This window comes from Streptomyces sp. 8N114 (genome assembly GCF_052245835.1).
Lineage (GTDB): Bacteria > Actinomycetota > Actinomycetes > Streptomycetales > Streptomycetaceae > Streptomyces.
This window is the reverse complement of sequence record NZ_JBQQBT010000012.1, coordinates 32,673-55,986: the sequence shown is the minus strand read 5'-3', so window position 1 is coordinate 55,986 and position 23,314 is coordinate 32,673. Positions and strand designations below refer to the sequence as shown.

The following is a 23,314-nucleotide window of genomic DNA, read 5'->3' as shown; positions in this document are numbered from 1 at the left end:
CGTAGTCGCGTAGTGAGGACGTGAGGCATGACGAGGACGACAGCGGCCCCGGACGGCGCCGGCATAGCCGAGAAGCCGCCGGCCGTCGCCCTGCGCGGCGCCACCGCCGCGCTGGGCGGGCGGCCCGTACTGCGCGGAGTGGACCTGACGGTGGCGCGCGGCGAGACGGTCGCGCTGCTGGGTGCCAACGGCTCGGGCAAGTCCACCACCATCCGGGCCGTGCTGGGCCAGGTGCCGCTCACCGGCGGTGAACTGGAGCTGTTCGGCACCCCGTCGGCCCGCTTCCGCGAGTGGCGGCGGCTCGGCTATGTGCCGCAGCGCTCCACGGCCGCTGCCGGGGTCCCGGCGACCGTACGGGAGGTCGTCTCGGCCGGCCGGCTGGCGCGGCGCCGCTTCAGGCCGCTGGGCCGCGAGGACAAGGCCGCGGTGCGGCAAGCGCTGGAGCTGGTCGGCATGGCGGACCGGATGCGGGACCCGGTCGAGTCGCTCTCCGGCGGACAGCACCAGCGGGTGCTGATCGCCCGGGCGCTGGTCGCCGAACCGGAGCTGCTGATCATGGACGAGCCGCTGGCCGGCGTGGACGTGGCCAACCAGGAGGTACTGGCCGACACCCTGCGCCGCCAGGTGGAGCAGGGCACCTCCGTACTGCTCGTCCTGCACGAACTCGGCCCGCTCGCACCGCTGATCGACCATGCCGTGGTGCTGCGGGACGGGCAGGTCGAGCGGGTGGACAACCCCGACCGGCTGCACGACCTTGCCTGCCATCCGCACGGCTCCGTACCCGCCGCGGAGGCGGCACCGAGGATCGAGACGGGGTTGCTCTCATGATCGAGATGCTGGACTACCCGTTCATGCAGCGTGCGTTGCTCGCCGCGCTGCTGGTCGGCATCGCGGCGCCCGCCGTGGGCATCTACCTCGTACAGCGCCGCCAGGCGATCATGGGCGACGGTATCGGCCATGTCGCGCTCACCGGTGTGGCGCTGGGCTTCCTGCTGAGCGCCAACCCGGTGTGGATGGCCGTCCTCGTCTCGTCGCTGGGCGCGGTCACCATGGAGCTGATCCGCTGGTACGGCAAGGCGCGGGGCGATGTCGCACTGGCGATGCTGTTCTACGGCGGTATGGCGGGCGGCGTCCTGATCATCAATCTGTCGCCGAACGGCTCGAACGCCAACCTCACCACCTACCTCTTCGGCTCCATCACCACCGTCTCTCCCGAGGACATCGCCGCCATCGTCGGGCTGTCCGTATTCGTGCTGCTCGTCGCGCTCGGGCTGCGGAGGCAGTTGTTCGCCGTCTGCCAGGACGAGGAGTTCGCCCGGGTCACGGGGCTTCCGGTACGGCTGCTGAACCTGCTGCTGGCCGTCACGGCAGCGGTGACCGTCACGGTGGCGATGCGGGTGGTCGGGCTGCTGCTGGTCAGCGCGCTGATGGTGATCCCGGTGGCCGCGGCGCAGCAGGCCACCCGCGGCTTCGCCGCCACGCTGGGGCTGGCGATGGGTTTCGGCGTCGCCGTTACCCTCTCCGGCACGATGACGTCCTACTACGCCGACGTGCCGCCCGGCGCCAGCATCGTCGTCCTCGCGATCGCGCTTTTCGGCCTGGTCACGGTGCTGGCCGCGCCGCTGGCCCGGCGCAGGGCCTCGCGTGACCGAGGAAGGACTGTCGCCGGAGGGGAGTCAGAGGGCACCCTGGTAGCGGACGGGAACGAGAAGGCCGGCGACAGCAGGGGGCAGGTGGACCGCCCGAGCAGGGTGTAATACCCGGCCACGGGGAGCGCCTGGCACAATGGGGGTCCGCGAACGCCGCGCCGATCCGGAGCCGCCTCGGCGCCTCCCCGGAGCCGACGAACGTAAGGAGCCAGAGCGTGACCACCGCAGGTCCCCCCGTACGCGGCCGGTCGACCCGGCAACGCGCCGCCGTCTCGGCGGCACTCGCCGAGGTCGAGGAGTTCCGCAGCGCGCAGGAACTGCACGACATGCTCAAGCACCGGGGCGACTCGGTGGGGCTCACCACGGTCTACCGCACCCTCCAGTCCCTCGCCGACGCCGGCGAGGTCGACGTATTGCGTACGGACGACGGCGAGGCCGTCTACCGGCGCTGCCACAGTGACGACCACCACCACCATCTGGTCTGCCGCGTCTGCGGCAAGGCCGTGGAGGTCGAGGGCCCCGTGGTGGAGAAATGGGCCGCCTCGGTCGCGGCCGAGCACGGCTTCGTGAACGTGGGACACACGGTGGAGATCTTCGGCACGTGCGGGGAGTGCGCCGCCGCCGCTTAAGGCTTGCCCGGCGGATCCTGCGTACCCGGCATGGGGGGCTGCGCTTGCCCACCCTGCGCCCTGGGGGTACCCCCTGCTCGAAGAGCTTGGGGGAGCAGACTGCCCAAGCTTCGCAGCAGGGGATGCGCCCCGAAGGGGCGCGGGGAACTGCGCGACCAGCCATGGGGGTACCTCCCTGCTCGAAGAGCTTGGGGGAGCGCCCGCAGCCCGCGAGCTACGAGCAGGGGCACCCCCTCACCGGGACAACGGAGGGGCGGGGCGTTCGGAAACCAACGCTTCCACGCCGTCCAGGATCATGGCCAGGCCGAACTCGAAATCCGCGGTGCCCTCCGTGTCGTCGGCAGCGCCGTCGCTCAGTTCGCCGGAGGCGAGCAGTTCACGGATGGCCGGGAAGTCGCCGGTGGCGGTCAGGTCGGTCAGCAGGCGCCAGTACCGCTTTTCCACGTCCGCCCACTCGGTGGCGTTCGTGCGGCTCGCCTCGTCGATGTCCGCAAGAAGCGCGACGTTGCTGCGGACATAGCCGCTGAGGGTGATCAGGACGCCGAGCTTCTCCTCGGCGTCCAGTCCGGTGCCCCGCAGGTGGGTGAGGGCCTGTTCCATCCACTCCACGTTGTGCGGGGACAACGGCGGGGTGTTGATGGGGATACGGACGATCCACAGGTGACGCTGTAGGACGGCGCGGTAGGCGCGGGCCCACTGCTCCATGCCCGGGCGCCAGCCCTCATGCGCGGCTGCGGGACCCTGGGGCGGGGTGCCGATGGCGGCGTCCTCCATCAGGATCAGCAGGTCGTCCTTGCCCGAGATGTAGCGGTAGAGCGCCATGGTCGAGACGCCGATCTCGGAGGCGACGCGGCTCATCGAGAGCGCGCCGAGCCCCTCGGCGTCGGCGATGCCGATGCCGGCGGCGACGATCCGCCGTACGTCCAGCGCGCGTGCCGGGCCCTTGCCGGGCCGCTCCTTGAGCCCCCAGGCGGCGGCCACGCCTGCCGGGAGACCGCTCGGTGACTGCTGCTCCCGCTTCGCCATCGTTGCCGTTCCGCCCTTCGGGTTGCCCTTCACCGCTTGAAGCGTGTATAGCATACGCAGTAAAGTTTATGGCATACGCAGTAGCGCGTATCGGATACACAGAAGAGGGGGGACGTGCCATGTACCCAGCGCCAGAGGCGAGTTGGGCGATCGAGACTCACGGGCTGAGCAAGGCGTACGGCTCCGTACGGGTGCTCGAGGACCTCGATCTGCGGGTGTGGCGCGGCAGCGTCTTCGCACTGCTCGGACCGAACGGAGCAGGCAAGACCACCACCGTCCGCATCCTGGCGACGCTCACCGACGCCGACGCGGGGCAGGCCACCGTGGCCGGGCACGATGTGCTCACCGCCCGGTCCCGGGTGCGCCGCGCCATCAGCCTCACCGGCCAGTACGCGGCCCTCGACGAGGAGCAGACAGGGCTGGAGAACCTGCGGATGATGGCGCGGCTGCGCGGCCACTCCTGCGCTGCGGCACGCCACCGCGCCGAGGGACTGCTGGAGCGCTTCGCGCTCACCGAGGCGGGGGGCCGCCGGGTGTCGACGTACTCGGGCGGGATGCGGCGCAGGCTGGACATCGCGGCCGGATTGGTCGGCGACCCGGAGGTGGTCTTCCTGGACGAGCCGACGACGGGGCTCGACCCGCGCAGCCGCCGCACGATGTGGGAGACGGTCGGCTCACTGACCCAGGCAGGCGTGACGGTCTTTCTGACCACGCAGTATCTGGAGGAGGCCGATCAGTTGGCCGACCAGGTGGCCGTGCTGGACGGGGGCCGGGTCATCGCCCAGGGCACGCCGGAGGAGCTGAAGAAGACGGTCACGGCCCAGCGTCTCGATCTGACGATGGCCGGGCACGCGGCGTACGCGGAGCTGGCGGGCCGGCTCGGTGGACGGGTGCTGCACCAGGCGCGGGAGGAACTGGTGCTGGGGGTGGCGACCGACGGCAGCGCGGCCCATGTGCGGGCGCTGCTCGACGAGTTGGACCCCACGCGCGAGCACGTCGCGCGCTTCGCACTGCACAGCGCCACCCTCGACGACGTCTTCCTGGAGCTGACCCATGAGTGAGTACCTGGTGCTGGCGGGCCGGTCCGTCCGGCTGACCCGGCGCAACACGGACGCGGTGATCATGGCTCTGGTGCTGCCGGTGCTGCTGATGCTGGTGTTCGTCTACTTCTTCGGCGGCGCCATCGAGACGAGCACCGGGAAGTACGTGACCTATGTGGCGCCCGGCGTGCTGATCCTGTGCGCGGGATACGGTGCGTCGATGACGGCGACCACCGTCTCGAACGACATGACGGTCGGCATCATCGACCGCTTCCGCTCGATGGACACCGGCCCCACCGCCGTGCTGACCGGCCATGTCGCGGCAAGCATGGCACGTAACCTGGCAGCCACGGCGGCGGTGCTGGCCGTCGCGTTCGCGATCGGGTTCCGGCCGCAGGCGGATGTGGTGGGCTGGCTGGCGGCGAGCGGCATCCTGCTGCTCTACATCACCACGCTCTCCTGGCTGGGCGCCGCGGCAGGGCTGTTGGCCAGGACCCCGGAGGCGGCAGGCGGGTTCACCTTCGGCATGCTCTTCCTGCCGTACCCCAGCAGCGCGTTCGTACCGATCGACACCATGCCGGACTGGCTGCACGGCTTCGCCGACAACCAGCCGGTGACCCCCGTGATCGAGTCCCTGCGCGGGCTGCTGCTGGACCAGCCCGCCGGCAACAGCCCCTGGCTGGCCCTCGCCTGGTGCGTGGGGCTGCTGACGGTGACGCTGCCGCTGTGCGCGGTGCTGTTCCGGCGGCGCACCGGCTGACGGCGCCGGGCAACGGTGTTACGGGGTGAGGGTCGCCGGGTCGGAGGTCCAGTAGCGGCGGCCGAGACTGATCAGGCGGAGCTGGCGGCGGGCCGTGCGGGCCACGACGTCCTCCGGCGGACCCTCACCCTGGGCCGCCTCCAGGAAGGCGGAGGCGGTCATCACCATGTGGTCGACGTAGATCTCACCCAGCATGCGCAGGTCCTCCGCGCTCCAGCCCCGGGAGACCTCGTCGCGGGCGAGCGCGTCGGCCACCTCCTCGGCGAACCGGTCGAGTTGGGCGCCGATGGCGACCCGTACGGCGGCCACCCCGCCGTGCCGTTCGCGGCATACGAAGCGGATGTGCTCGGGGTGTTCGTGCACAAAGCGGGCGATGGCGTCGACGAGGTGGTCGATACGCTCACCGTCCTCGGTGCGCTCGGTCAGCCCGGCCTGTATCACCGCGTGCAGGCTGCCCAGCGACTCCTCGACCAGGGCGACTCCCAGGTCGCTCACATCCCGGAAGTGTCGGTAGAAGGCCGCGGGCGAGATGCCCACGGCGCGGGTGATCTCGCGCAGGCCGATGCTGCTGAGGCTCTGCTCCTCCAGCAGCGCCAGTCCGGCGTCCAGCAGTGCGCGGCGCGTCCGGGCCTTCTGGAGGTCCCGTTGCGAGTGGGCTGTCGAGTGGGGGGTGCTGCTCATAGTCTCAGTAAACAGTTGTGCGCCGAGCGCCGCAATGCTGTAGTCTCAAGCTCAGTGAACAGTTGTAACAACAGCTGTTCACTGAACATTCAAGCGCACGACGACCGCTCACACACAACGAGTTGAGAGAGAGGAACAGATGATCTTCCTCGTCGCAGCGTTCCTCCTGCTGGGCGTACTGGTGGGCCCGCCGGCCCAACTGCCGCCCCCGGTGACCCTCTCGGCAGCCGCGGTCATCGCCGCCTGGCTGCTGGTCTTCACCATCCGCGAGCGCACCCGCCGCAACCGGCAGAGGAGCTGACCATGAGCACCGTGCTGCTCCGCAAGGGCCGTACCCGGACGGGGGACGCCGACGACATGGCCGTGGCCTCGTTCGTCATGGGTCTGGTCGGGCTGCTGGTCTTCAACATCATCCTCGGCCCCTGCGCCCTGGTACTGGGCGGACTGGCCCTCGCCCGCGGCACCACCCGCCGCGGCCGCGCCCTCCTGGGCACCGCCCTGGGCGCCGCGGATCTTCTCGTGCTCGCCGTCCTCGTGACCGCGAACGGCACCGTCTCCTGGAGCTTCGGAGGCTGACACACCCCGAAGGGGCGCGGGGCTGTGTTCATATGCGGCTCCGCCGCGTGGGCGCGAGCAACCACAACGCACCCGCAGGCGGCGGGCAGGGGCACCCCCTACGCGCCCTTGGCGGACTGCTGCTCGTCGTCGTTGCGCGCACCGCCGAAGCGGCGGTCGCGCCGGGCGTACTCCAGGCAGGCCGCCCACAGATCACGCCGGTCGAAGTCCGGCCACAGCACGTCCTGGTAGACCATCTCCGCGTACGCGCTCTGCCAGATCAGGTAGTTGGACGTACGCTGCTCGCCCGACGGGCGCAGGAAGAGGTCCACGTCCGGCATGTCGCGGTAGTACAGATACTTCGCGAAGGTCTTCTCGTTGACCTTGGCCGGATCCAGCCGGCCCGCGGCCACGTCCTCGGCGATACCGCGCGCCGCGTCCGCGATCTCGGCACGGCCGCCGTAGTTGACGCAGAAGTACAGCGTCATCGCGTCGTTGTTCTTCGTCTGCTCCTGGGCGACCTGGAGTTCCTGCACGACGGACTTCCACAGCTTGGGCATCCGCCCCACCCAGCGGATGCGGATTCCCAGCGCGTCCATCTCGTCCCGGCGGCGGCGGATCACGTCCCGGTTGAAGTTCATCAGGAAGCGCACCTCTTCGGGCGAGCGCTTCCAGTTCTCGGTCGAGAAGGCGTACAGCGACAGGTTTTTCACGCCCATCTGGATGCAGCCCTTGAGCACGTCCATGACGACGCCTTCACCGACCTTGTGGCCCTCCGTGCGCGGCAGCCCCCGCTGCTTGGCCCACCGGCCGTTGCCGTCCATGACGACCGCCACATGGTTGGGGACCAGCTCGCCCGGGATCTTGGGCGGCCGGGCACCGGAAGGGTGCGGTTCGGGCGTCGCGTACTCGCGCTGCTGCGACCAGGACAGCATTCCGCGGCGTGCCATTCGGTACTCATCTCCAGCGGGCAGGACTCAGGGACAGTGCTGACCCGCCCGAGCCTAACCGCTCCTAGCCGCCCGCCGCCTGCCGGACGTAGCGCAGGGAGCGCAGCCCGCGCTCCAGGTGCCAGTGCAGATACGCCGAGACCAGACCCGAGCCCTCCCGGCAGTGCCGGGGCTCGGCGGCGTCCGCCGTCTCCCAGTCGCCGGTCAGCAGGGCACCCAGCAGCCGCAGCGCCTCCGGGGAGGGTACGACGCTGCCCGGCACCCGGCAGTCGGCGCACACCACGCCGCCCGACGCCACGGAGAAGAACCGGTTCGGCCCCGGCAGCCCGCACTTGGCGCAGTCCGCGAAGCTGGGCGCGTAGCCGCCCATCGCGAGGGAGCGCAGCAGGAAGGCGTCCAGCACCAGACCCGCCCCGTGCTCGCCCGACGCGAGGGTGCGCAGTCCGCCGACCAGCAGCAGATACTGCTGCACGTTCGGCTCGCCCTCGTGGTCGGTGAAGCGCTCGGCGGTCTCCAGCATCGCCGTCCCCGCGGTGTAGCGGTCGTAGTCCGCGACGATGCCCTGGCCGTACGGGGCGATCGTCTCCGTCTGCGTACAGAGGGGCAGACCGCGCCCCACCAGCTCACTGCCCCGCGCGAAGAACTGCACGTCGACATGGCTGAACGGCTCCAGCCGCGCCCCGAACTTCGACTTCGTCCGCCGCACCCCCCGCGCCACAGCCCGCACCCGCCCGTGCCCCCGCGTGAGCAACGTGATGATGCGGTCGGCTTCGCCGAGCTTCTGCGTGCGAAGGACGATGCCGTCATCACGGAACAGGGTCATGCCCTCATTCTCCCGCACCCGGCATGGGGGCTGCGCTTGCCCACCCTGCGCCCCTGGCGCAGACTGCCCAAGCGCCGCAGGGGGAAGCACACCCCCTCGGCATCAGGGGGCGCCCGGCGTGATGAGGGCGGACTCATAGGCGACGATCACCAATTGTGCGCGGTCACGCACGGAGAGCTTGCCCATGATGCGGCTCACATGGGTCTTCGCGGTGAGCGGCGAGAGCGCAAGCGCCTCGGCGATCTCGGTGTTGTTGAGGCCGCGCCCGACGAGGGCGAGGACCTGGCGCTCGCGGGCCGAGAGAGCGGCCAGGGCCTCCGGGTACGGCGTCCCCGGCACGTCCGGTGCCGGGGCGCGCAGCACGCGGGCGATCAGCCTGGCGGTCGGTCCGGGTGAGAGCAGCGCCTCGCCCGCGGCGACGGTTCGGATCGCATCCAGCAGCTCGGCGGGGCGGGTGTCCTTGACCAGGAAGCCGGAGGCCCCGGCACGCAGGGCCTCTACCACGTGCTCGTCGGTGTCGTAGGTGGTCAGGACGAGGACCTTCACCCCGGCCAGGTCCTCCTCGGCGGCGATCTGCCGGGTGGCCTCGATGCCGTCGAGGTCGGGCATACGGATGTCCATGACGACGAGGTCCGCGCGGGTGGAGCGGGCCAGCGCGACGGCTTCCCGGCCCGTCGCCGCCTCCCCCACCACGGTCATGTCCTGCGCGGAGGCGATGAGCATGGCGAACGCCGCCCGCACCAGCGTCTGATCGTCTGCGAGGACGATCCGGACGGGGCTGCTGCCGCCGGCTGTGTTTCGCGGGGTTTCCGTCATGACAGGGCCTCCCTCGGTACTGCGGCGGATGCCGGTGCTGCGGCGGACGGTCGGGCGGGCAGCAGGGCGGTCACGGCGAACCCGGGGCGGGGAGCGCGGGGCCCGGCCTCGAGGGAGCCGCCGACGCTGCGGGCCCGCTCCCGCATCCCGGCGATACCGAACCCGCCGGGACTGCTCGTCCCCTCCCTCTCATCCGCCGGGGCTGCACCCCCGCCGTCGTCGACGACGCTGACCCGCAGCGCCCCGCCCGCCGCCTCCACCCGGGCCCGTACGCAGACGGACGCACCGGCGTGCCGTACGGCGTTGGTCAGCGCCTCCTGGACGATGCGGTAGGCGGCGGCGCCCACAGCGGGCGCGGGCGCCAGGACGTGCGCCGAGTCGCTTACGGACAGCTCGACGTGCGCGCCCGCGTCACAGGCGGCCCTGGCCAGGTCGGGCAGTCCGGACAGGCCCGGCAGCGGCTCCATCCCTTCGGCGTCCCCGGCGCGCAGGACCTCCAGTGTGGTGCGCAGTTCGGCCCGCGCGCCCCGGCAGGTGTCGGAGATGCCCTCCAGCGCCTTGGCGACCGCCTCCCGGTCGAGCCGTTCGGGGTCGGCGACCAGCACATGTGCGGCGACGGACGTCTGCACTCCGATCAGGGTGATGCTGTGCGCGAGCAGATCGTGCAGATCGCGGGCGATGCGCAGGCGCTCCTGCGCGACGCGGCGGGCGGCCTCCTCCTCGCGGGTGCGTTCGGCCCGCTCGGCGCGCTCCACGACGGCGGCGAGATAGTCGCGGTGGATCCGCACCGTCTCGCCGAACAGCACACACACCACGATCCACCCGGAGGAGCGCAACATGTCGCTCAGCTCGTGGGTCCGGCCGGTACTGCTCATCACCGTCACCATGAAGCCGACGATCGTGCACAGGGTGACGAGCGAGCGCAGCGGCGGCCCGGCGACGGCCATCGAGTAGAGCCCGATCAGCGCAGCGGGCACGGCGGCCAGATGGGAGAAGTCCTGCGCGTGGTACGGGCCGACGCACACCAGAATCCCGAGGATCGTCAGCCACGGCGCCCGGCGGCGGAAGACCAACAGCGCGCCGGAGCAGGTCAGCAGCGCCCAGCCGAGCACCGTGGGGAAACGCCCGCCGGCGGGCGAGGCGGTCAGCGCCATCGCGGTCTGCACGGCGCAGATGACCACCGCGAGCACCACATCGCGCCGTGTGACGGGCGCTCCCCGCTGCTGCGGACGCAGGGAGCGCTGCACGAGGGTGTTCACCGGATTCCGGGGCAGCTGCACAGCCCCAATCCTGCGGTACGTGCCACGGGTTGCGGCAGCGGGGTGCGTCCCTCACTCACGGCGTGCGCCCTCGCCCTCGCCCGCCGTGCGGAACAGCCGGCCCGGCCACCACATCCACCGCTTCAGCAACAGGCTGGCGGAGGTGACCAGATACGTGCGCACCAAGAAGGTGTCCAGCAGCACGCCCACCGCGATGATCAGACCCATCTGGGCCATCAGCACCATCGGCAGCGTCGCCAGCACACAGAAGGTGGCGGCCAGCACGATGCCCGCCGAGGCGATCACCCCGCCCGTGGTGCGCAGCGCCACGAGTGCGGCATCGGTGACGGGCACCCCGCGCAGCGACTCCTCGCGGGTGCGGTGCATCAGGAAGATGCCGTAGTCGACGCCGAGTGCGACGAGGAAGACGAACGTCATCAGCGGGATGCCCGGGTCCAGCCCTTCGAAGCCCAGCACCGGCTCGAAGGCCAGCCCGCCCAGCCCCAGCGCGGCTCCCCAGGAGGCGACGACGGCGACCGTCAGGATGAGCGGCGCCACCAGGCTGCGCAGCAGCGCGATCAGGATGACCAGCACCGCCACCAGCACCAGCGGGATCACTCGCATACGGTCGTCCGCGTTGGTCTCCTGCAGGTCGAGCTGCTGGGCGCTGGGCCCGCCGACCATGGCCTCGGCCCCGGCCAGTCCGTCCAGTCCGTCGCGCAGCTGCCGGATGGTGGCCTTCTCACCCGCCGACTCCGGCTTGTCCTTCGCGTACGCGGAGAACTCCGTCCAGCCGCCGCCGCTGCGCCCCTTCTCGACCCGTACGACGCCGTCCGTGCCGCGTACCGTCCGCTCGACGTCCCCGGCCGCGCTGCTGCGGGCCAGCACCGTGACCGGCTGGCTGCTGCTTTCGGGGAACGCCTGCTGCACCGTCTCCTGCGCGGAGACCGACTCGGGCTTCTCGGTGAAGGTGTCCTGCTCGCGCAGATCGCCCGGCATCGCGAAGGAGCCGAGACAGAGCACACCGAGCAGCAGCGCACCGCCCACCAGCACGGTGACCGGGCGGCGCCCCGCCGAGCTGCCCATGAAGGTGAACAGCGTGCGGCGGACCGGCGGCTTGCTGCCGTACGCGGGAATCAGCGGCCAGAACAGCCGCCGCCCGAGCAGTACGAGCAGCGCGGGCAGCAGTGTCATCATCGCGGCGAGCGCACAGACGACACCGACGGCGCCTACCGGGCCCAGCGCGTTGACGCTGTTCAAGTCCGCCGCCAGCAGGCACAGCAGCCCCGCCGCGACCGTGCCGGACGAGGCGAGCACTGCGGGCCCGCAGCCGCGCAGCGCGGCGGTCATCGCGTCGAACGGCCGCTCATGGGTCCGCAGTTCGTCGCGGTAGCGCGACACCAGCAGGAGGGCGTAGTCGGTGCCGGCGCCGAAGATGAGCACCGTCATCACGGAGGTGTTCATGGTGGTGGCCGTCAGGTCGAACGCCTGCACAAGCCCGTAGACGAGCGCCCGGGCAGCCAGCGCCGCCACTCCGACCACCAGCAGCGGTACCAGCCACAGCACCGGGCTGCGGTAGGTGAGGATCAGCAGCAGCGCGACGACCACCGCCGTCCCCAGCATCAGTGTCCCGTCGACGGACTCGAAGATCTCGCTGCTGTCCGCCGCCATCGCTCCCGGGCCGCCCAGCTCCACCGTCAGCCCGCGCGGCGGATCAGCGCTCCCGTCCCGGATGATCCGGTCCCGGATGTGGTGCACCGCCTTGTCCCGTACGTCCTCGTCTCCCATCCCGGTGAGGGAGAACGCGGTGAGGAGGGTCTTCCCGTCCTTCGCGGGGACGGTGCGCGGGAGGGTGCCCTTCTTCTCACCCGCGAGGGCGTAGGTGGTGGCGATCTCGCGCGCCTGAGTGCGGGCCAGCTCCCGGTCCGCAGCCGTCAGCCCGCCGTCGCGGTGGTGTACGAGCAGCAGCGCGCTGGTGCCGCCACCGGGCAGCTGCTCCACCAGGTGCTGCACGCGGGTGGAGTCGGCGCCGCCGGGCAGGTAGTCGGTGGGCTTGTCGCGGGTGACGTCCATGAGTTTCCCCGCGAACGGCACGGCCAGCGCGAGGACGACGACCCACAGCGCTATGACGGCCCACGGAACGGCACGGGGCCGTCTGTTCTCGGGAGCTCGGCCCCCGGGTTGCGGCGTGGGCGTGGCCGCCCTCTCGGTCACTTCGGTCGCGGGTCCCATCCGGGCCCCCTTCTCGGTCTGTTACGTCGGGATGGCTGACTCCCGACCAGACTCCCGGCCCTCCGCGCCCCGATCGTCGCCCCAGCGACCGAACCCCCCACTACACCCCCGGTCGTCCCGGGGCACCCGTTACTCCCCCGGGCGTACTCCCCCGTTGTGCCCTCGCAGGGCCTGACGCAGCCAGTGGAAGGAGTCCTTCGGGGTGCGCTCCAGAGTCGTGTAGTCCACGTGGACGAGGCCGAAGCGCTGGGTGCAGCCCTCGGCCCACTCGAAGTTGTCCAGCAGCGACCATACGAAGTAGCCGCGTACGTCGGCCCCTTCGGCGAGGGCCGCGTGCAGCGCACGCAGGTGCGCGTCGAGGAAGGCGATGCGGCGGGTGTCCTCGGTCCGGTCCGGATACGCACAGCCGTTCTCGGTGATCATGACGGGCGGCAGCCGCTCGCCGTACCGTTCGCGCAGCGTGCGCAGTGTCTCCGTAAGCCCTTCGGGGACGACGGCCCAGCCGGACCCGGTGCGTTCCCGGTCCGGTATCCCGTGCAGGGCGACGGGGAGTTCGGCGGGAAGGTCGATGCCCGCGAAGTCACCGGCTGAGCCGTCCGCGCCGACCAGGGTGGGCTGGTAGTAGTTGACGCCGTACCAGTCGAGCGGCTCGCTGATCACCTTGAGGTCCTCGTCGACGGGCCCCGGCAGCAGCGCGGCAAGCCCCGGGTCGGGGTAGCGCCCCAGCAGCAGCGGATCGGCGAACAGCCGGTTGCTGAGGGTGTCGTAGAAGTCCGCGGCGCCGGTGTCCGCGGCGCTGTCGGACAGCGGCTGGACGGGACCGTGCGAGTTGGCGATGCCGATGGAGCGGGCGCCGTGGGCCCGCAGCGCGCGGACCGCCAGTCCATGCCCGAGCAACTGGTGGTGCGCGGCGGGCAGCGCGTCGAACAGCAGCCGTTCGCCGGGTGCGTGCACGCCGAGCCCGTATCCGAGCAGGGTCAGCTCGGCGGGTTCGTTGAGCGTGATCCAGTGCGCGACGCGGTCCCCGAGGCGGGCGGCGACCACCTCGGCGTAGTCGGCGAACCGCTGCGCCGTCTCACGCCGCAGCCAGCCGCCGCCCTCCTCGATCGCGAGCGGGGTGTCCCAGTGGAAGAGGGTGGGCGCCGGCCGGATACCGGCTTCGCACAGCGCGTCGACGAGCCGGTCGTAGAAATCGAGCCCCGGCGCGTTGATCCGTCCGTTGCCGGAGGGCAGGACGCGGGGCCAGGAGATCGAGAACCGGTAGGCGCCGACGCCGAGTTCACGCAGCAGCGCCACGTCCTCGGGCCAGCGGTGGTAGTGGTCGGTGGCGACGGTGGCGTCGCTGCCGTCCTTGATCCGGCCGGGTCGGCGGACGAATGCGTCCCAGGCCGACGGTCCGCGCCCGTCCCCCTCCGGCGCGCCTTCGATCTGGAACGCGGAGGTCGATACGCCCCACAGGAACCCGTCGGGGAAGGTGGGTAACGGCTGCTGGCTCGTCATGCCAGGGGAGCCCACCAGCGTCCTGACGAGGAGTCAATACCCGTGCGTAACCTGGAAGTACGAACGGGCGTAACCAGTAAGCCGGAACGACGGTGACAGCCCGTCAGGATGGAGTACGGGCCTGGGCCAGCAGCCGGTCCACGTCCGCGGCCCCGAGCTCCAGCGCCCGCCCGATGGTGGCCAGCACCTCGCGCTCGGCCGCGCAGTACACCCCGTCGGCCAGCGCGATCCGCGCTCCTTGCAGCAGCAGGCTTTCGCGGCCGGGCACGGCCAGATGCGGGGTGAGCGGGGCGAGCACCTCGTGCAGCTCGATCTCCAGGGAGATCCCGCCGCGGCCGTGCTGTCTGCTCTCCGCGGTGAGCACGGCGAGCAGCGCGGTCAACTCCTCCTCGGTGCAGCCCGGAAAGCCCGCGGCCCGTACGGTCTCCGCGGCCGTCTCGCGCGCTGCCCGTGCGTCCGAGCCGCCGGCGGCCAGCACGGCGAGCGCCACACTGTGCACCGCCTCGCGCAGCATGGCGGCGAGGCGCCCGGTGGTGGGCCGGTCGAGGGTGTCGGCGCCGAAGTGGCCCCGGCAGGCGACGCATTCGACGACGGGCCCCGCGAGGCCGCGCGGGATCAGCGGGAGGCCCAGAACGACGAACCGGCGCCGGCCCGTGCGCCTGCGGTAGCGACGGTCACCTCCACAGCCGGGGCAGAAGAAGTCGCCGTCATCGAGGGTGCGCCAGCTCGTGCGGACCCCTGCGAGACGTACACGGAAGGGTCGTTGGCGCATGACCCTCGCACCTCCATCACGATTCGGCAACGTCGCCGGGTGACGTGATATTAACCACAGCCGAGCGCCGGAGACAGCCCCTGGAGCCGTTTTCGGCCGTGCCGGTCACGTTCGGCACGCGCAGCTCCGCCATAAGGGGGTGGAGCCGGGCCCGCTCCGGTACGGAAAGCGGACCCGGCACCCCCAACGCGAGGGCGAGCCCTGGGAGATGGGGCCCAGGTGCTCAGCGGTAGGCGCGGTTCACGGCGGAGACGGCGGCCTTGATGGAGGCCCGCACGATGTTGGCGTCGATGCCCACCCCCCACAGGACCTGGTCGCCGATGGCGCACTCGATGTAGGCGGCGGCCTGGGCGCCGACGCCCTCGCTCATGGTGTGCTCCACGTAGTCGAGCAGCCGTACGTCCACGTCGATGGCGTGCAGGGCGTCGAAGAAGGCGGCCAGCGGGCCGTTGCCGGTGCCGCTCAGCACCACAGGCTCACCGTCGACCACGGCCTCGACGGTCAGTGCGTCGGCGCCCTCGCTGGTGGTGGAGGTCTGCGCGCCGCGCAGCGCGATGCGGCCCCAGCTCTTCTCGGGGGTCGGCAGGTACTCGTCCTGGAAGGCCACCCAGATGTCGGCCGGCGTCACCTCGCCGCCCTCGGTGTCGGTCTTCTCCTGGATGATCTTGGAGAACTCCACCTGCATCCGGCGGGGCAGATCCAGGCTGTGCTCACCCTTGAGCACATAGGCGATACCGCCCTTGCCGGACTGCGAGTTGACGCGGATGACGGCCTCGTAGGAGCGGCCCACGTCCTTGGGGTCGATGGGCAGGTACGGGACGGCCCACTCGATCTCGTCCACACTCTTGCCGGCCTCGGCCGCGCGGGCCTCCATGGCATCGAAGCCCTTCTTGATGGCGTCCTGGTGGGAGCCGGAGAAGGCGGTGTAGACCAGGTCACCCACGTACGGGTGGCGCGGGTGGACCTCCATCTGGTTGCAGTACTCGTAGGTACGCCGGATCTCGTCGATCTGCGAGAAGTCGATCATCGGGTCGACGCCCTGGCTGAACAGGTTCATGCCCAGAGTCACCAGGTCGACGTTGCCGGTGCGCTCGCCCTGGCCGAACAGACAGCCCTCGACGCGGTCGGCGCCCGCCATCACGGCCAGCTCGGCGGCGGCGACAGCGGTGCCCCGGTCGTTGTGCGGGTGCACGGACAGGCACACGTGCTCGCGGCGGGAGAGGTGACGGCCCATCCACTCGAAACGGTCGGCGTGGGTGCTGGGCGTGGAGCGCTCGACGGTGGCGGGCAGGTTCAGGATGATCTCGCGGCCGTTCTCGGGCTGCCATACGTCCATGACGCCCTCGCAGACCTCCAGCGCGAAGTCCAGCTCGGTGTCGGTGAAGATCTCCGGGCTGTACTGGTAGCCGAAGACAGTGCGGTCGTCCAGCAGCTTCTCGGCGTACTCCATCACCAGCCGGGTGCCGTCCACGGCGATCTGCTTGACCTGGTCGCGGGTGCCGCGGAAGACGACCTCGCGGAAGACCGGAGCCGTGGCGTTGTACAGGTGGACCGTGGCGTGGTGGGCGCCCTTCAGCGACTCGACGGTCCGCTCGATCAGCTCCTCGCGGGCCTGGGTGAGGACGGAGATCGTCACGTCCTCGGGGATCGCGTCCTCCTCGATGATGGAGCGCACGAAGTCGAAGTCAGTCTGGCCGGAGGAGGGGAAGCCGACCTCGATCTCCTTGTAGCCCATCCGGACCAGCAGGTCGAACATCTCCCGCTTACGGGCCGGGGACATCGGGTCGATCAGCGCCTGGTTGCCGTCCCGCAGATCGGTCGACAGCCAGCGCGGGGCCTTGGTGATCCGGCTGCCGGGCCAGGTGCGGTCGGGCAGGTCGACGGCCTCGTACTGTCCGTACCGGTGGACCGGCATGCCGGAGGGGCGCTGGCGTACGGACGCTGAGGTCAGCGGGGTGGCACGGCCGATGGGGGTGTGGGGCGAGCGGGCGGGCCGGGCAGAGGCCGACTGCTGGGATGTCATGGCGTTCAGGGCTCCTGTGGTGGCTGTTCCAAGACCGACGACAGCACTGAACTCCGCGGGGAGGGGGTCGGCCTTGCGGTGGCTACAGACCCTCGCCGCGGCAGCTAAGAAGAAGCAGCCCGAAACGCATGATGTTGGCAGCATAACCGAGGCCCGCCGGGCAGCCAGGGTCGTATCACCATGCGGGACACCGGCGAAAAGGACATCCCGCCGCCCCGTTCAACACCGTTTTGTGCGAATCATGGCCGCTACCGGTGACAGCTCGGTAACCCAGTGCCACATTGCTCTCTATGAACGCACACCGCGCGCACTCACCGCAGGCCCATCCCGTCTTCTGCACGATCGTGCCTCCGCACCTTCTCGACCAGGTATCCAGGCACAGCGACGACGTCCTCTCCAGGCCGGCCCGGCGCACCCTGGAGCGGGACGCGACCCAGCGCACCCGGCGCCGGATCACCACGGTGCGTCACGGCCTCCTCGCGGCAGCACCGGCCGCGTCGGAAGTCGACCCTGCGGACCGCAAGCCGCAGCGCACCATCTCCGACGCGGAGAACAAGGAGCAGCTGCCCGGCAAGACGGTCCGCGAGGAGGGTTCCGAGCCCGTTCAGGACGCCTCGGTCAACCGCGCCTACGCGGGCCTGGGTGCCACCTTCGAGCTGTTTCTGAGCGTCTACGACCGCTACTCGATCGACGGCGCGGGGCTTCCCCTGGACGCGACCGTGCACTACGGCGAGGAGTACGGCAACGCCTTCTGGGACGGCGAACGCATGGTGTTCGGCGACGGTGACGGCGAGCTCTTCCGCGACTTCACGCTGCCGGTCGAGGTCATCGGCCACGAGCTGACCCACGGAGTGACGCAGTACACCGCCAACCTGGAGTACTTCGGCCAGTCCGGAGCGCTCAACGAGTCGGTCTCCGACGTCTTCGGCTCGCTGATCAAGCAGCACGGCCTGGGCCAGAGCGCGCAGGAGGCAGACTGGCTGATCGGCTCCGGACTGTTCACCGACCGGGTGGAGGGCGAGGCCCTGCGCTCGATGAAGGCGCCCGGCACGGCCTACGACGACGACGTGCTCGGCAAGGACCCGCAGCCGGCGACGATGGAGGACTACGTCGAGACCGGCACGGACAACGGCGGGGTGCACATCAACTCCGGCATCCCCAACCACGCCTTCTACAAGCTCGCCGTGGACCTGGGCGGCAACGCCTGGGAACGCGCGGGCCAGATCTGGTACGACACCCTCACCGGTGGCTCGCTGCAGGCGGACGCGGACTTCGCGGCGTTCGCCGCGGCGACCACCGAGACCGCCAAGTCCCGATACGGCGACGGCAGCGACGAGCACGAGGCGGTACGCAAGTGCTGGTCCGAGGTGGGTGTGACGACGGAGTGACGGAGCGCTGACGCCGTCGGCCCGAAGCCGCCCTTCCGGTACTTAACGTGCGGCCGGACGGCCGGGAAGATGGACGTATGCGTATCACTGTCATTCGCACGGGTGGCTTCGGCGGGCTCTCCCGCCGGGCCACCCTCGACACCGCGGGCCGGCCCGACGCCGAGGAGCTCGCGCACCTGGCCGACCAGGCGGTGCGCGAGGGCCTCAGCGAGGCGCCGATGGGCGTGCCCGACGGGTTCCACTACGAGGTGAGCATCGAGAGCGGCTCCTCCGGCCACCGGCCTGGAGGCGCCTCCAGGCCCGCCACCGCCCACTTCGCCGACCCCAAGCTCACCGAGGCCCAGTCGGCGCTGGTGAGAAAGGTGCTCAAGGAGGGAGCATGAGCGCCCTGCCCTGATCCGTGCCTGGTCAGGGCAGGTAGTACATGGGGTTGGGCAGCTTGACCTTCCGGTCGGCGTACCCGCCCTTCAGATCGCTGTACTGGTCGCCGAAGTTGGCGAGGATGTCGTAGCCCCGGCCCTCGATGTGTTTGCGTGTGCCCGACTTGTACTCGACGGTCGTGCAGTCGCTGCCGCAGTCGAGGTAGGGCGGCGGGTGCTCCTCGTTCTTGAGGAAGAAGCGGTCCTTGCCCACCGGGTTCTTGTAGCCGGCCTTCTTGAGGTTCCGCACGCTCCAGTCGCGCTGGTACTCCTTGCGCCCGGTGACCAGAAACACCGTGACGCCCTTACTGTGGGCCCAGTTGACGAGCTTCCGCATGCCGAAGACCGGGTCCATGTTCTTGGTGCGCAGGTACTCGTCCTGCGCCTGCGGCGTGAAGTGGTAGCCGATCTCGCGCTCGAAGTTGTAGGTGAGCAGCGTGGTGTCGTCCACGTCGAGCACCACGGCGGGCTTGTTCCGGGAGCCGGCTGCGGAGCCGTGCCCGGAGTCGTACTTGCGCAGATCGCGTTCGAGGTCCTTGCGGGCCTTCGCGGCAATGCCGCGGGTCTGCTTGGCGTAATTGCTGTGCGGTGAGGCGTAGTGCTCGCCGTCCGGGGTCTCGATGTCGCCGTAGTACGCCTCGATCTTGGTCTTCACCTGGTCGAGGTTGGGGATCTCCTTGTCGGTCCTGGGCGCCGCGTGGTCGGCCGTGGCCTGCCCGACCCCGAAGAAGGCCGTGCCGGCGACGGCGGCGACGGCCACGAGGGACAGAACTGAACGGAGAGAACGGGGCATTGCGCGGCTCCTCGCGGCACTTGGCAAGTTGGCAGGGGCATGAGAACCCGGTGAAGTTCCTGGGGAACGTAGCAGCGCACTCAACCGGTCATCTACGCGCGGAGATTCAACGATGCGTAAAACCTGCGCGGCTGCGACGGCGTCGCGGCCAGGGCGGGTGGCCGAGCCGGGGCGATATCACTCTGAGTGCTGCATGGATTGCGCTTTGCTGGGCAGCCGGACGCGTCTTACGGCCACCTCTTCGGTCTCCCGCCTCGCCCACCTCTCCCGCTACGGGATTCCGCGCGGGGGCACGCCCTTGCGCAGGCACCGGCCGCGTCCCGGAAGCACTATGGTCGGTGGCACGCCGCACGGTCGGTGGCATTCCCCGGCCTCCGGCCGGAGGCCGGGGCGGACGGGGACAGCGAGTCGACGGTCTACGGGGAAGGCACGGTGAGCACGGTGAGCACGCGCAGGACCCATGAGGCCGGTCCTCCCGCAGCCCCCGGTCAGGGGGATCACCAGCCCGGCCGGCCTGGAGGCGGTTCCGTACATCCCCCGCGCCACGGGCACACGGCGCCCTGCCCGAACCCCGCCCGCGCGCACCCGCGGCAGCCGCACCGGGCCGCGCTCTCCCGCCCGCTGTTCGACCCGCTGGCAGCGGTCCGCGCGCCGGGCGACCCGCGCTGGGACGTCTATCTGACCGGCACCGTCTTCCTCGACATCATCTTCACGGGGCTCGACTCCGCGCCCGTACGCGGCACCGAGTCCTGGGCCCGCGGCATGGGCTCCTCGCCCGGCGGCATCGCAAACATGGCCACCGCGCTCGCCCGACTCGGCCTGCGCACCTCGCTCGCCGCCGCATTCGGCGACGACATGTACGGCGACTACTGCCGTGAGGAGATGGAGACGGGCGAGGGCATCGACCTCTCCCTCTCGCACACCGTCCCCGGCTGGCACTCGCCCGTCACCGTCTCGATGGCGTACGAGGGCGAACGCACGATGATCTCGCACGGTCACGAGGCACCGCCCAAGAACGCGGCCACCGCCTACGACCCGGACGCGCCCGAATGCCCGCCCCCGGCCACCGCGTGCGTCTCCTCGCTGGTGCCGGGGCGCACCCAGGAGTGGATCGCGACGGCCGCGCGGCGCGGCAGCCGCATCTTCGCCGATGTCGGCTGGGACGAGACCGGCCGCTGGGACCTCGCGGCGCTGGCCGAACTGCCCGACTGCGAGGCGTTCCTGCCCAACGCGGCCGAGGCGATGCGCTACACCCGCACCGAGACCCCGCACGCCGCCGCGCACGCACTCGCCGAGCACGTACCGGTCGCCGTCGTGACCATGGGAGCGGACGGTGCGTACGCCGTGGACGCACGCACCGGGGAGACCGCGACGGTGCCGGGCATCTCCGTCGAGGCGTTGGACACCACGGGCGCGGGCGATGTGTTCGTCGCGGGCTTCGTGACCGGCAGCCTCGCCGGGTGGCCGCTGACCGACCGGCTCGCCTTCGCCGGACTGACCGCCGCGCTGTCCGTCCAGGAGTTCGGCGGCTCCCTCTCGGCGCCCGGCTGGCCGGAGATCGCCGCCTGGTGGCGCGAGGCCGGCTCCGAGGACTCCGGGTGCGCGCGGTACGCATTTCTGGAGCGCATCCTCACCAACTGCGCCGCCTCGGCTCCCCCGCGCAGGGCGGTACCGACGCTGGGGTTCCGCCCCCCGGCGGGCTGACCCTCGCGGGCGGCAAGGACCCTGACACTCGGAGGTCACTGCCGAGGTAAAGCCTGCCGTTCCGAAGAGTAAAGAAATAGCAACTCTCCGCGTATGCATGCACATGCCCGTAAAGTGCCTGCTGACCCCTTTCGGTGGGTTCACTGCACTGTGCCCTGCTCCTTCCACTGCCCCTTCGAAAGGACGCGGCATGCCCTACGGAAACGCGCTGCGGGAGGACGTCCGCTCCCCAGGAACCACACCGCTCATCGGCATCTACGACATGTACTCGGCGTCGATCGCCGCCCAGCACTACAGCGGGCTGTTCGTCTCCGGGTTCGGGTTCGCCGCCTCGTACTACGGGCTGCCCGACATGGGCTTCATCGCCTGGCCGGACATGGTGGCCTTCGTGGAAAGGCTGCGGCTGGCCTTTCCAACCCATCATCTGCTGGTCGACATCGATGACGGCTACGTGGACCCCGAGGTCGCCTGCCACGTCGTGCAGCATCTGGAGCGGATCGGCGCGTCCGGAGTCGTCCTGGAGGACCAGAAACGCCCGCGCCGGTGCGGCCACGCCGACGGGAAACAGGTGCTTCCCTTGGAGGAGTACCTCGAAAAGCTCCAGCTCGTGCTGGAGAGCAGGCGGGACCTGGTGGTCGTCGCCCGTACCGACGCCACGGAGGAGGCCGACGTCCTGCGCCGTGCCCAGGCACTGGCGGAGACCGACGCGGACGTCGTCCTGGTCGACGGGGTACGCAGCGTGGAGTGGATCCGCCGCGTCCGGAACGTCATCGGCGACAAGCCGTTGCTGTTCAACCAGATCGCGGGCGGGAAGTCCCCCCGGCTCTCGCTGAGCGAACTGGCGGAACTGGGGTGCCAGGTGGCGATCTACAGCACGCCCTGTCTGTTCGCCGCACACTCCGCCATCGACACCGCGCTGAGCGAGCTCAAGGCGTCCGACGGACGCCTGCCCGAGTTCTCCGTACCCGGATCGATCGGCGTACGGGCGTCCACGGGACTGCTGGAGAAGAACATCAGCAGGCACCACCCGTCCGCCTCCCGGCTCGTCTCCGGCTGAGTTCGCCGCGACCGCCCCTGTCCGCACCCGCAGTCCCGTCCGCCCCGTCCGCCCCCTCCGCAAAATCAGTGAGCCGTGTCAGAGGGCCGTCGTACCCTGGGAGCCGTAGAGAACAACACCGCAGCGAGGGAGATGAGCAGGCCCCTGAGGCCGCCCATGACGCAGACAACCCCACCCCAGGCCGGATCCGGGCAGCAGACAGCCCGCTTCACCGTGCCACCCAAGCACCCCATGGTGACGGTGCTGGGCTCCGGAGACTCTCTGCTGCGCGTGATCGAAGATGCGTTCCCCGGTACGGACATCCATGTCCGGGGCAACGAGATCAGCGCGACCGGTAACCCCGCGGAGGTCGCCCTTGTCCAGCGCCTTTTCGACGAGATGATGCTGGTGCTCCGCGCCGGCCAGCCGATGACGGAGGACGCGGTGGAGCGCTCGATCTCCATGCTGCGCGCGCAGGAGAACGGCACGGGTGCCGTCGACGAGACGCCCGCCGAGGTGCTCACCCAGAACATCCTCTCCAACCGAGGCCGCACGATCCGCCCCAAGACGCTCAACCAGAAGCGCTATGTGGACGCGATCGACAAGCACACGGTCGTCTTCGGCATCGGCCCGGCCGGCACCGGCAAGACGTATCTCGCGATGGCCAAGGCGGTGCAGGCGCTCCAGGCCAAGCAGGTCACACGCATCATCCTGACCCGGCCCGCGGTCGAGGCGGGCGAGCGACTCGGCTATCTGCCCGGCACGCTCTACGAAAAGATCGACCCGTATCTGCGGCCGCTGTACGACGCGCTGCACGACATGCTCGACCCCGACTCGATCCCCCGTCTGATGGCGGCCGGGACGATCGAGGTGGCGCCGCTGGCGTATATGCGCGGCCGGACGCTGAACGACGCGTTCATCATCCTGGACGAGGCGCAGAACACGAACCCCGAGCAGATGAAGATGTTCCTCACCCGGCTCGGCTTCGACTCGAAGATAGTGATCACGGGCGATGTGACCCAGATCGATCTGCCGGGCGGGACGAAGAGCGGGCTGCGCCAGGTGCGGGAGATCCTGGAGGGCGTCGAGGATGTCCACTTCTCGCTGCTGACCAGCACGGACGTGGTCCGGCACAAGCTGGTGGGCCGTATTGTCGACGCGTACGACCGCTACGACAACGACCAGCAGCAGACCGGTCCGGCCGAAGGCGCGGGCGCGGGCGCGCACGCGAACCGCGGCAACCGCAAGAGGAAGTAACC

At 70.5% G+C, this 23,314-nt stretch carries 23 protein-coding genes; 12 read left to right on the top strand and 11 right to left on the bottom strand.

The window, feature by feature from the left end; genetic code table 11:
- Positions 1-27 precede the first annotated feature (27 nt).
- From ACTWQF_RS23380 to ACTWQF_RS23370, 3 genes are all read left to right on the top strand, one after another.
- A complete protein-coding gene (locus ACTWQF_RS23380; protein ID WP_443281597.1) occupies positions 28-828 on the top strand; it encodes a metal ABC transporter ATP-binding protein in 801 nt (266 codons plus the stop codon).
- Positions 825-1,757, top strand: a complete 933-nt coding sequence (locus ACTWQF_RS23375) for a metal ABC transporter permease (RefSeq protein WP_443281596.1) — start codon at positions 825-827, stop codon at positions 1,755-1,757. The genes ACTWQF_RS23380 and ACTWQF_RS23375 overlap by 4 nt, the downstream gene beginning before the upstream one ends.
- Before the next feature lie 107 nt (positions 1,758-1,864).
- Positions 1,865-2,278: a Fur family transcriptional regulator gene (locus ACTWQF_RS23370; RefSeq protein WP_443281595.1), complete on the top strand. Its 414-nt coding sequence runs from the start codon at positions 1,865-1,867 to the stop codon at positions 2,276-2,278.
- A gap of 234 nt (positions 2,279-2,512) precedes the next feature.
- Here the strand turns inward: ACTWQF_RS23370 and ACTWQF_RS23365 are convergent, their stop codons facing one another.
- Entirely contained in the window at positions 2,513-3,337 is an 825-nt protein-coding gene (locus ACTWQF_RS23365; protein ID WP_443281594.1) for a TetR/AcrR family transcriptional regulator, read from the bottom strand.
- 86 nt (positions 3,338-3,423) lie between these two features.
- Between ACTWQF_RS23365 and ACTWQF_RS23360 the strand changes: the two genes are divergently transcribed.
- Together ACTWQF_RS23360 and ACTWQF_RS23355 are read left to right on the top strand one after the other, a co-directional pair.
- Positions 3,424-4,365 carry an ATP-binding cassette domain-containing protein gene (locus ACTWQF_RS23360; RefSeq protein ID WP_443281593.1) on the top strand — a complete coding sequence of 314 codons (942 nt, stop codon included), beginning with the start codon at positions 3,424-3,426 and terminating at the stop codon, positions 4,363-4,365.
- The gene (locus tag ACTWQF_RS23355; protein ID WP_443281592.1) at positions 4,358-5,104 is read left to right on the top strand and encodes an ABC transporter permease; all 747 of its coding nucleotides are present in this window, start codon (positions 4,358-4,360) and stop codon (positions 5,102-5,104) included. The genes ACTWQF_RS23360 and ACTWQF_RS23355 overlap by 8 nt, the downstream gene beginning before the upstream one ends.
- An 18-nt stretch (positions 5,105-5,122) precedes the next feature.
- Here the strand turns inward: ACTWQF_RS23355 and ACTWQF_RS23350 are convergent, their stop codons facing one another.
- Positions 5,123-5,785 (bottom strand): TetR family transcriptional regulator, encoded by a 663-nt coding sequence (locus ACTWQF_RS23350; RefSeq protein ID WP_443281590.1) that lies wholly within the window; start codon positions 5,783-5,785, stop codon positions 5,123-5,125.
- Between the two features lie 139 nt (positions 5,786-5,924).
- Here ACTWQF_RS23350 and ACTWQF_RS23345 point away from each other — a divergent pair, with 139 nt between their 5' ends.
- Positions 5,925-6,086 carry a hypothetical protein gene (locus tag ACTWQF_RS23345; protein ID WP_443248531.1) on the top strand — a complete coding sequence of 54 codons (162 nt, stop codon included), beginning with the start codon at positions 5,925-5,927 and terminating at the stop codon, positions 6,084-6,086.
- A gap of 2 nt (positions 6,087-6,088) precedes the next feature.
- Positions 6,089-6,361 (top strand): DUF4190 domain-containing protein, encoded by a 273-nt coding sequence (locus ACTWQF_RS23340; RefSeq protein ID WP_443281589.1) that lies wholly within the window; start codon positions 6,089-6,091, stop codon positions 6,359-6,361.
- A gap of 98 nt (positions 6,362-6,459) precedes the next feature.
- Here ACTWQF_RS23340 and ACTWQF_RS23335 read toward each other — a convergent pair whose 3' ends face one another.
- The 8 genes from ACTWQF_RS23335 to leuA all read right to left on the bottom strand — a co-directional run bounded on the left by ACTWQF_RS23335 (position 6,460) and on the right by leuA (position 16,715).
- Positions 6,460-7,290, bottom strand: a complete 831-nt coding sequence (locus tag ACTWQF_RS23335) for an isoprenyl transferase (protein ID WP_443281588.1) — start codon at positions 7,288-7,290, stop codon at positions 6,460-6,462.
- Between the two features lie 64 nt (positions 7,291-7,354).
- Positions 7,355-8,113, bottom strand: a complete 759-nt coding sequence (gene recO, locus ACTWQF_RS23330; protein WP_443281587.1) for a DNA repair protein RecO — start codon at positions 8,111-8,113, stop codon at positions 7,355-7,357.
- Between the two features lie 102 nt (positions 8,114-8,215).
- The gene (locus ACTWQF_RS23325; RefSeq protein ID WP_443281586.1) at positions 8,216-8,929 is read right to left on the bottom strand and encodes a response regulator; all 714 of its coding nucleotides are present in this window, start codon (positions 8,927-8,929) and stop codon (positions 8,216-8,218) included.
- Entirely contained in the window at positions 8,926-10,209 is a 1,284-nt protein-coding gene (locus ACTWQF_RS23320) for a sensor histidine kinase (RefSeq protein WP_443281585.1), read from the bottom strand. The genes ACTWQF_RS23325 and ACTWQF_RS23320 overlap by 4 nt, the downstream gene beginning before the upstream one ends.
- 51 nt (positions 10,210-10,260) lie before the next feature.
- Entirely contained in the window at positions 10,261-12,420 is a 2,160-nt protein-coding gene (locus ACTWQF_RS23315; RefSeq protein WP_443281584.1) for an MMPL family transporter, read from the bottom strand.
- Positions 12,421-12,549: 129 nt separating this feature from the next.
- Positions 12,550-13,920: a GH1 family beta-glucosidase gene (locus tag ACTWQF_RS23310; protein WP_443281583.1), complete on the bottom strand. Its 1,371-nt coding sequence runs from the start codon at positions 13,918-13,920 to the stop codon at positions 12,550-12,552.
- A 103-nt stretch (positions 13,921-14,023) separates the two neighbouring features.
- Entirely contained in the window at positions 14,024-14,692 is a 669-nt protein-coding gene (locus ACTWQF_RS23305) for a TerB family tellurite resistance protein (RefSeq protein WP_443281582.1), read from the bottom strand.
- A gap of 223 nt (positions 14,693-14,915) precedes the next feature.
- Positions 14,916-16,715: a 2-isopropylmalate synthase gene (gene leuA, locus ACTWQF_RS23300; protein ID WP_443281581.1), complete on the bottom strand. Its 1,800-nt coding sequence runs from the start codon at positions 16,713-16,715 to the stop codon at positions 14,916-14,918.
- Positions 16,716-17,005: 290 nt separating this feature from the next.
- Here leuA and ACTWQF_RS23295 point away from each other — a divergent pair, with 290 nt between their 5' ends.
- Together ACTWQF_RS23295 and ACTWQF_RS23290 are read left to right on the top strand one after the other, a co-directional pair.
- A complete protein-coding gene (locus tag ACTWQF_RS23295) occupies positions 17,006-18,103 on the top strand; it encodes a M4 family metallopeptidase (RefSeq protein WP_443281580.1) in 1,098 nt (365 codons plus the stop codon).
- Between the two features lie 77 nt (positions 18,104-18,180).
- Complete coding sequence (locus ACTWQF_RS23290; RefSeq protein WP_443281579.1) at positions 18,181-18,486, top strand: protealysin inhibitor emfourin; 306 nt, start codon at positions 18,181-18,183, stop codon at positions 18,484-18,486.
- Between the two features lie 25 nt (positions 18,487-18,511).
- Here ACTWQF_RS23290 and ACTWQF_RS23285 read toward each other — a convergent pair whose 3' ends face one another.
- Positions 18,512-19,315 carry an HAD family acid phosphatase gene (locus ACTWQF_RS23285; protein ID WP_443281578.1) on the bottom strand — a complete coding sequence of 268 codons (804 nt, stop codon included), beginning with the start codon at positions 19,313-19,315 and terminating at the stop codon, positions 18,512-18,514.
- Between the two features lie 432 nt (positions 19,316-19,747).
- Here ACTWQF_RS23285 and ACTWQF_RS23280 point away from each other — a divergent pair, with 432 nt between their 5' ends.
- The 3 genes from ACTWQF_RS23280 to ACTWQF_RS23270 all read left to right on the top strand — a co-directional run bounded on the left by ACTWQF_RS23280 (position 19,748) and on the right by ACTWQF_RS23270 (position 23,312).
- Complete coding sequence (locus tag ACTWQF_RS23280) at positions 19,748-21,019, top strand: PfkB family carbohydrate kinase (RefSeq protein ID WP_443281577.1); 1,272 nt, start codon at positions 19,748-19,750, stop codon at positions 21,017-21,019.
- Between the two features lie 190 nt (positions 21,020-21,209).
- The gene (locus ACTWQF_RS23275; protein WP_443281576.1) at positions 21,210-22,076 is read left to right on the top strand and encodes an isocitrate lyase/PEP mutase family protein; all 867 of its coding nucleotides are present in this window, start codon (positions 21,210-21,212) and stop codon (positions 22,074-22,076) included.
- Positions 22,077-22,232: 156 nt separating this feature from the next.
- Entirely contained in the window at positions 22,233-23,312 is a 1,080-nt protein-coding gene (locus ACTWQF_RS23270) for a PhoH family protein (protein WP_443281575.1), read from the top strand.
- The last annotated feature ends 2 nt before the right edge of the window (positions 23,313-23,314 follow it).